Origin of the sequence: Candidatus Aegiribacteria sp., from assembly GCA_021108435.1 — a bacterium.
GTDB lineage: Bacteria > Fermentibacterota > Fermentibacteria > Fermentibacterales > JCC-6 > Aegiribacteria.
Window position 1 is genome coordinate 20296 of the sequence record JAIOQY010000173.1, and the last position, 6925, is coordinate 27220.

At 44.4% G+C, this 6925-nt stretch carries 10 protein-coding genes; 4 read left to right on the forward strand and 6 right to left on the reverse strand.

Annotated elements, in window-relative coordinates:
- Positions 1 to 23: 23 nt before the first annotated feature.
- Together vapB and K8R76_09860 are read left to right on the forward strand one after the other, a co-directional pair.
- Entirely contained in the window at positions 24 to 251 is a 228-nt protein-coding gene (gene vapB, locus K8R76_09855) for a type II toxin-antitoxin system VapB family antitoxin (GenBank protein ID MCD4848486.1), read from the forward strand.
- Entirely contained in the window at positions 252 to 662 is a 411-nt protein-coding gene (locus K8R76_09860; protein MCD4848487.1) for a type II toxin-antitoxin system VapC family toxin, read from the forward strand.
- Here the strand turns inward: K8R76_09860 and K8R76_09865 are convergent.
- The 6 genes from K8R76_09865 to K8R76_09890 form a co-directional block, all read right to left on the reverse strand.
- A complete protein-coding gene (locus tag K8R76_09865) occupies positions 659 to 1534 on the reverse strand; it encodes a hypothetical protein (GenBank protein MCD4848488.1) in 876 nt (291 codons plus the stop codon). The two genes, K8R76_09860 and K8R76_09865, sit on opposite strands and share 4 nt — an antisense overlap.
- Before the next feature lie 56 nt (positions 1535 to 1590).
- Positions 1591 to 2217 (reverse strand): amino acid transporter, encoded by a 627-nt coding sequence (locus K8R76_09870; protein ID MCD4848489.1) that lies wholly within the window; start codon positions 2215 to 2217, stop codon positions 1591 to 1593.
- A gap of 125 nt (positions 2218 to 2342) precedes the next feature.
- The gene (locus K8R76_09875; protein ID MCD4848490.1) at positions 2343 to 3005 is read right to left on the reverse strand and encodes a hypothetical protein; all 663 of its coding nucleotides are present in this window, start codon (positions 3003 to 3005) and stop codon (positions 2343 to 2345) included.
- A complete protein-coding gene (locus K8R76_09880; GenBank protein ID MCD4848491.1) occupies positions 3002 to 3334 on the reverse strand; it encodes a hypothetical protein in 333 nt (110 codons plus the stop codon). Before K8R76_09880 ends, K8R76_09875 begins: the two co-directional genes overlap by 4 nt.
- On the reverse strand, positions 3331 to 4086 hold the full coding sequence (locus tag K8R76_09885) for an ABC transporter permease subunit (GenBank protein MCD4848492.1): 756 nt from the start codon (positions 4084 to 4086) through the stop codon (positions 3331 to 3333). The genes K8R76_09880 and K8R76_09885 overlap by 4 nt, the downstream gene beginning before the upstream one ends.
- A complete protein-coding gene (locus K8R76_09890; GenBank protein ID MCD4848493.1) occupies positions 4083 to 4964 on the reverse strand; it encodes an ABC transporter ATP-binding protein in 882 nt (293 codons plus the stop codon). The genes K8R76_09885 and K8R76_09890 overlap by 4 nt, the downstream gene beginning before the upstream one ends.
- A 232-nt stretch (positions 4965 to 5196) precedes the next feature.
- Here K8R76_09890 and sat point away from each other — a divergent pair, with 232 nt between their 5' ends.
- Together sat and K8R76_09900 are read left to right on the forward strand one after the other, a co-directional pair.
- Positions 5197 to 6357: a sulfate adenylyltransferase gene (gene sat / locus K8R76_09895; GenBank protein ID MCD4848494.1), complete on the forward strand. Its 1161-nt coding sequence runs from the start codon at positions 5197 to 5199 to the stop codon at positions 6355 to 6357.
- Positions 6354 to 6782: a hypothetical protein gene (locus tag K8R76_09900; GenBank protein MCD4848495.1), complete on the forward strand. Its 429-nt coding sequence runs from the start codon at positions 6354 to 6356 to the stop codon at positions 6780 to 6782. The genes sat and K8R76_09900 overlap by 4 nt, the downstream gene beginning before the upstream one ends.
- Positions 6783 to 6925: the final 143 nt, after the last annotated feature.

The window sequence follows — 6925 nt, forward strand, 5'->3', positions numbered from 1 at the left end:
TTGATTAGAAAGGGGGTAGTTAAATGCATACTGCAAAAGTGTTCAAAAGCGGTAACAGCCAGGCGGTCAGGATACCTAAGGAATATGCGATAGAGGAAAGTGAACTCTACATCCAAAGAGTTGGGAATTCTTTAGTGCTTTCATCAATGCATGTCCCATGGAGTTCTCTTCGAGATAGCCTGGCAAAGTTTTCAAATGATGTTTTCTCTGATGGTCGCAGGCAGCCAGAGGATCAAAAGAGAGTTTTCTGAATGTACCTTATAGATACAAATATATGCATATATTTGATTAAGAAGAAGTCTGAGTATCTACTTCAGAGATTTGAATCAGAAAAAGCTTTCGATATCGGAGTATCTGCCATTTCAGTTGCTGAGCTTGAATATGGAATTGCAAAAAGCGCATTTCCTGAAAGAAACAGAATCGCTCTTCTGGAGTTTCTTTCCTGCTTTGAAATAGTTCCATTTACTGATCTTGATACTCGAGCCTTTGGTGCATTGAGAACTTTTCTATATAAGAATGGTACTCCAATAGGTCCATATGATTTATTGATTGCAGCGCAGTGTCTTACCAGAGATCTAATTCTTGTAACCAATAATGTAAAAGAATTTGAGAGAGTTCCTGATCTGCATATTGAGAACTGGATTCAAGAATCGGGTTGTTAACCGTTACTGATATATGACTCCAGCACGGATTTCATTGTGAGCCTGACATCTTTCAGTACGGCCAGCTTCCTGATATCACATTCCTGTTCTAAGTCCGATATCACCTCGTGACCTAAATAGTATCCGCACTGCTTATAACCCTGTATATCAAACCACGAGCCGAAAAATGGACGAACATCAGTTTCCTCTTCAACCATCTGAAGGAACTTCCCGGCAAGCATGCTCTTATTCTCTGTACACCATTCAAGCCAGTCAGAAGTATTAAGGACGGTTAATTCACGCCAGCTGTTACGACCCATTATGATGTGCTCGCAACGCTGTGCGTATCCTTCCGTATAAAGCTGCCACCAGGGTCCATTTTCTTGATTCAGTTCCGGATCCTGTCTGAGTTTTCCATGTATTGCATGACCTATTTCATGTGCTATTAAGCCTTTCAGTGAATCAGATTCTGTCCACCCGCACTCGGCGATCATCTCGAGACCAAAAAGAATTGCCTGCGAATTACGCACTCTTGTAACCCATCCTGCCCCGCATCCTATTCCTACATAAATCACATATAGAACATCGAATTCATTGACACTGAATTTCTCCATAGCAAGATTGTGCAGTGGTTCGATTAGCCCGATAAGGTTGCCATGTGCTTCCTGCATGGAATTCAGGCGGCTGTGCAGAAAAGGGAATACTCTATCCAAAGCTATTTCACGCCAGTCTTCCGATATGTCGCTATAGTCTTTCTGCTGTAGCTTCAGGAGGTCAGGCCACATGCCCATGTACTCGAAAGCCCAGCCCTCGATCTGTTCCTTCACCGGAAGGTTTTTGTATTTCTCCCAATAGGAAAGGAATTCAGAATAAGTATCCAGAATAACTGGCATAAGTGTCTTTCATTTTCCGGTTAACATTGCCATGAAGCGCAGTGTCACCCGTCGCTTCAATGGCTTGTATTTGCCTGTCTTTTCTTTAGTTGATCAATCCAGGAGTGTCCGCCCGGGAATCGCTTCTCAAGACACTCAAGCAGCCATGTGCATGACGATTCCTCCATAAAGGGAATTGCAGTCTGGAAGTCGAATTCATCTTTATCGAGCGTATCCAGCCTGGCCTTGTACAGTAACTGGATTTCAGGGGCAATGTAAAATACACCAATGGAAGCGAGTATCCCAAGACTATCAATGCTGCCACGGATAGTCTGGTCGCGCTTGAATACCCATTGATCACCATCGGTATCGAGGAGCATAAGCTGGAGTTGCCATGGAGAACCTTCTTTCCAGCGACACCATATGTCATCGAACGGTCGATCCTGGAATTCACCGATGGGCCATGGTTTGAGACCTGGTTGTTGAGTCTTGTGCATATCCCAGTCCGACAAGTATCTCTGAACCTCAAGCTGGTCATCGCGACGAATGAGAACGTCCATGTCACCATGTGATCTCGTCTCGCGACCGACGAAAAGGTCAATTGCATAACCTCCGGCAATCCACCAGGGCACGGATAGTCCGGAAAGGAGCTCAGCAACCTCCTGAATGGACAAAGGCTCCCAGTTGTGATTAGCTTCACTCATTCTTCGTCTCGCTTAAAGCATAATAATTGCACAGATACTGATATTCCGCTTTTTACTTACATGACGGAGAATCAATAAGATATACAGACACGTTTGAGCAGAAGAGTTGATATCCTGGATGTAGATCAGTCCTCATTGCTCCAGAGATCTTCACCCCGTACTTGTCTAATAAAACTGGACCTGTTTGAATAAAGCCTGGATATCGCAAGGTTGTTTCGCCTTAGAGTGTCCTGCTCAAATACTTTTTCAAGCAGAAGATAAGCGTTTCCTTCATTCCACGGTTCTTCAACGAGACCGCGCTTATCTCGTACAATCCTGAGATACTGCCATGTTGCTTCTTCCGTTTCTCTCGGGCTGTGATAATCCACTTCCCAGAGAACTACAGCGTATTCCCAGAGCACGCGCTCATTTTCCGGGCAATTTCTTACACCTTCCTGAAGAAGCTTGATTCCTTCACTTATTTCGCCAAGATTAATCGCTAGTTGGTAGCCGCCGTCAATATATGCTTCCCAAAAAGTTGGATCCAGTTTAGTTATTAGCCACAGTTGAGGAAGATAGTCTGTCGCGGTAAACCATTCGTTTCCCTGATACATCCAGATATGATGGTACTGATCAAGCTGCAGCCAGAGAATGTCGGCAAAGAAACTACCAATCTGTCCGATGCCTTTTGATACAGCCTCTGTAGCGATGTTATCGGAAATCGCAGCCTGTCCGGCAAGTCCTCCGGAATAGACGGCGACAGTCAGAAATATGGCTGCAGCAACAAATGGAACAATTCTCCCTTTCAATGTTTCTTCCTTAATCGGTAGCGAGATGCAAGAAGAATTACAGCAGCAAGAAGAACAAGAATGACAGTATCTCTTATCATCTTACTCCAGATGAATCTGGCAGCCCATGGCTGATTGAAAAACCATCCTGTTCCGTGGTTTCGCGCGCCTGCTTCATGCACATGCCTGTTGCTGCCTGATATAGAAGTACTATCATGTTCGTGAACATGTTCATGATCATGAATTTCACCGAGATGTTCAGGCGGAGCAACCTCTTCAAGATCGTAGTCTATTCTGCATCCTGTTAGAAATATCAGTGCAAGCAATACTATTAACGCTAAATACTTCATTTCAGATCCCTGCTTCTGAACACTGCAAGAGCGATGGAAAGCATGAACGCCATGTAAGCCAGTCCGTAAAGGGTAGCAAGAAGGAAATAGACACCAGGTATGCCTATTCCGTGGGCAATCGGGTCTTTGATATGGAAGACGTCCATGTGCGGCAGCAGAAGCCTTAAAAAGCGCATAAATCCCTGAGCCCCCGGAAGGATACCAATGAATCCTGAAACAGACATCTGTGATAATATGAACAGAAGAATGGTTAATGGTGCATTAAGCGGGGGAGAGGTCCAGAAACTGAAAAAGAACACTACAGCAAGAAGAAACCACCCTTCCACCAGAAGAAGACATGTTGCCGGGAATAGATCCACTGGAATTATTAGCCCGTTCATAAGGAGTATTACCATTAATCCGATGCAGCCGACAAGCATCGCTGCAGCCTGAACTATCGCAGCGCCGATAAACCGCCCCATCAGATACTGTCCGCGTGACAGAGGTACGGCAATAAGGGGCATTACTGTTTTCTGCTCCCTGTCTCTCGGATAGATATTGGCTGCAAGCCCTATTGCAAGGAGAAGAGCACCTATTTCAAGACCAAAGAGACCAAAGTCAAGAATGAATCTACCTTCATTTGAAATACCATAGCCCGGAATCTGTCCTATACCGAATAAGGCAAGCAGGATAACAATACTGATCCCCCAGATTGTCCTTCTTCGCAGCAGATTTCTGAGAGTCATAAGGGCAAAGGTCATTACCGGTTTCATAAATTGCCTCCCCTTGTAGCAGAGAGGAAGACTTCCTCGAGACTTCTGTATACCGGTTTTACTTCCAGGATAATATTCCCGACTTGACGCAGTTCGTCTATTGTCTTCTGTAAATCGGCAGCTGTGACCACTTTTTTCTCAGGTTCATCAGATTCCGCGACGGAAACCATGAATGAAATACTGAACAGATCCTCGGTTCTCAGCAGATCATCAAGATTACCTTCTGTAACTTTTTTACCTCTGGACAGTATAACAGCCCGATCACATATGGTCTCAACTTCGGAAAGCAGATGTGAAGATAGAAATATTGTAGCTCCCCGACTGTTCTCTTCAAGAATTACATCACGAAATTCCTTCCTTGCCGCAGGATCGAGACCGCCGGTTGGTTCATCCATGATAAGGAGTTCTGGTTGAGATTGAAGAGCAAGAGCGAGGCTCATGCGCTGTTTCATGCCTTTTGAGAAATTCCTGATACGGACTTTAACCCATGCTTCAAGTCCAACTCTTCCGAGTATCGATATCATCTGCTCTTTCGAAATATCCAGTCTGCGCATTGAAGCGAACATTGTCATGAATTCAAGAGGTGTAAAAATCTCTTCGTAATCCGGGTTTTCCGGAACGTAGCCTATTCTTGTTCTTACATTCTTAGTCGCGGGGAAATCATTCCAGAGCAGCACATCTCCGGAGGTGGGCTTGAGTAATCCGAGAATACACTTGATAGTGGTTGTTTTACCTGCGCCGTTAGGGCCAAGGAATCCAAGTATTTCTCCATTTTTAACCTGGAAGCTTAATGAATCAACAGCCTTAAAACTGGAGAACCCAAGTGTTTTCCTGAAAGATTTCTCCAGATTATTAACCTTTATTGGAACATCAGTCATATTTGTTTCCTTTCCGTTGTTTTCAAAAATAGATAACTTCACGGTTCCTGACCAGTCATGAGGTATTCAATTGAAGTAGCATGAAATGTAGCACTGAAATATATTTCTGCTGAATTGCAGGCATGTTTATGGATAATTGCATTAATGACATGCATTTTACAGTGAGTGCACTTATTGCTTTTTCATGTTCAATCAGCTGGATTCATATTAGATGGAAAGAAAGGCGGAGAAGATGCTTGTATCTCCACACGGTGGAAGATTGACAGACAGGCAGTATGAGGGAGAAAAGGCTGAGGAGATCGTACGTCAGGTCGAGAATGGAATCCTCCTTACATTAAACGCCAGAGAAAAGAATGATCTGGAGATGATAGGTAACGGAGCCATGAGCCCGCTTGAGGGATTCATGTGCCGTGATGACTACGTGTCTGCTGTTGATCTTCTGCACCTTTCATCAGGACCGGTGTGGTCTCTTCCCGTTGTATTTTCCAGAAAAACGAACGATCCTGAAGTATCAGAAGGTGATCATGTCGGGCTCAAGGACGAGAATGGGCTTATCTGGGGAGATATGGAAATAGAGGATGTGTTTAAGGCTGATCTTGCTTCTGAAGCCGAGAAAACTCTTGGGACTTCCGACGACTCACATCCGGGAGTAGCATATCTGAACAGCCTTTCTGGAACTTATATAGGCGGCAGAGTGCGTTCCATAAGACGGAGAGAATCTGAGAAATTTCAGAAGTATAGACTGGATCCTAAAGAGACCAGGGTTCTTTTCCGAGCAAGAGGCTGGAATACAGTAGTAGCATTTCAGACTAGAAATCCCATACACCGCGCCCACGAGTATATCCAGAAGTGCGCCATGGAGATAGTTGATGGTCTTCTTCTTCATCCACTTGTTGGTGAGACTCAATCAGGAGACATTCCGGCTAATGTGAGAATGCACTGCTACGAAGAAATTCTGAAAGATTACTATCCTTCAACAAGGGTTGCCATGAGCGTGTTTCCAGCGGCAATGAGGTATGCCGGGCCAAGAGAGGCAGTGTTTCATGCCCTTCTAAGGAAGAATTACGGATGCAGCCATTTTATTGTGGGAAGAGATCATGCGGGAGTAGGCAACTTCTATGGTACTTACGATGCTCAGATGATATTTGACAGTTTCGATAAGGATCAGCTGGGAATTGTACCTCTCAAGTTCGAACACGCTTTCTTCTGCGAGAAATGCGGTGGAATGGCAACCTTGAAGACATGTGCTCATGGCAGTGAACACCATGTTTTTCTTTCAGGTAATAAAGTCAGAAAGATGCTTATCGAAGGCAAAATGCCTCCACCTGAATTCACGAGGCCCGAAATAGCACAAATCCTTATGGACGCTGCCGGAAAGGGAGAAAACAATTGAAAGGGCTCATTATCTGGATCAGAACTGAAGCCGGCTCAGATGAATCCATTCTGGATGAACTTGGCAGCGAGATCGAAGATAGAGGAGGGAAAGTAGAAGTATTTCACTCTGAAGCTATTGAGAAGCTTGGTATGAAAGAGAACGAAAGGGCAAAAGCCGCTGCATGCGCTATGCTTGCAAATCATGGTGTTATTGTTATCGCGTCAGGCAATGAATCTCCGGGAATTAACTCGGGAGTAAATTTCGAAATAAGGGAAATAGACGAATCAGAGCTATGCTTGAAAAACGCTCATTATACATTCATGCGGGATCTTGAACTCGCCGGTCTGGTTCCCCCGCCAAAATACGATGTTCATCCTGATGAAGAGGAAGAGATTCTCAGGAAACTCAAAGACCTGGGCTACCTTGACAATCCAGGGACGTAGTCTGTTTCGTCAACTAGATGGCTTATTAATAATATATTAGTGATAATATTCGGAGTATACGTTAAGAAACTATTCTAAGTAGCCGAGACCTTCCATTTTCCTCCGGATATCTTCTTCGGATTCTGTGTTGTCGGGATCAAGAG

Bases quoted from the DNA above. Each gene is read 5' to 3' on its own strand.
- K8R76_09860 (MCD4848487.1), top strand. From the start codon at position 252: ATGTACCTTATAGATACAAATATATGCATATATTTGATTAAGAAGAAG.
- K8R76_09870 (MCD4848489.1), bottom strand. From the start codon at position 2,217: ATGAGTGAAGCTAATCACAACTGGGAGCCTTTGTCCATTCAGGAGGTT.
- K8R76_09885 (MCD4848492.1), bottom strand. From the start codon at position 4,086: ATGAAACCGGTAATGACCTTTGCCCTTATGACTCTCAGAAATCTGCTG.
- K8R76_09880 (MCD4848491.1), bottom strand. From the start codon at position 3,334: ATGAAGTATTTAGCGTTAATAGTATTGCTTGCACTGATATTTCTAACA.
- K8R76_09865 (MCD4848488.1), bottom strand. From the start codon at position 1,534: ATGCCAGTTATTCTGGATACTTATTCTGAATTCCTTTCCTATTGGGAG.
- K8R76_09890 (MCD4848493.1), bottom strand. From the start codon at position 4,964: ATGACTGATGTTCCAATAAAGGTTAATAATCTGGAGAAATCTTTCAGG.
- vapB (MCD4848486.1), top strand. From the start codon at position 24: ATGCATACTGCAAAAGTGTTCAAAAGCGGTAACAGCCAGGCGGTCAGG.
- sat (MCD4848494.1), top strand. From the start codon at position 5,197: ATGCTTGTATCTCCACACGGTGGAAGATTGACAGACAGGCAGTATGAG.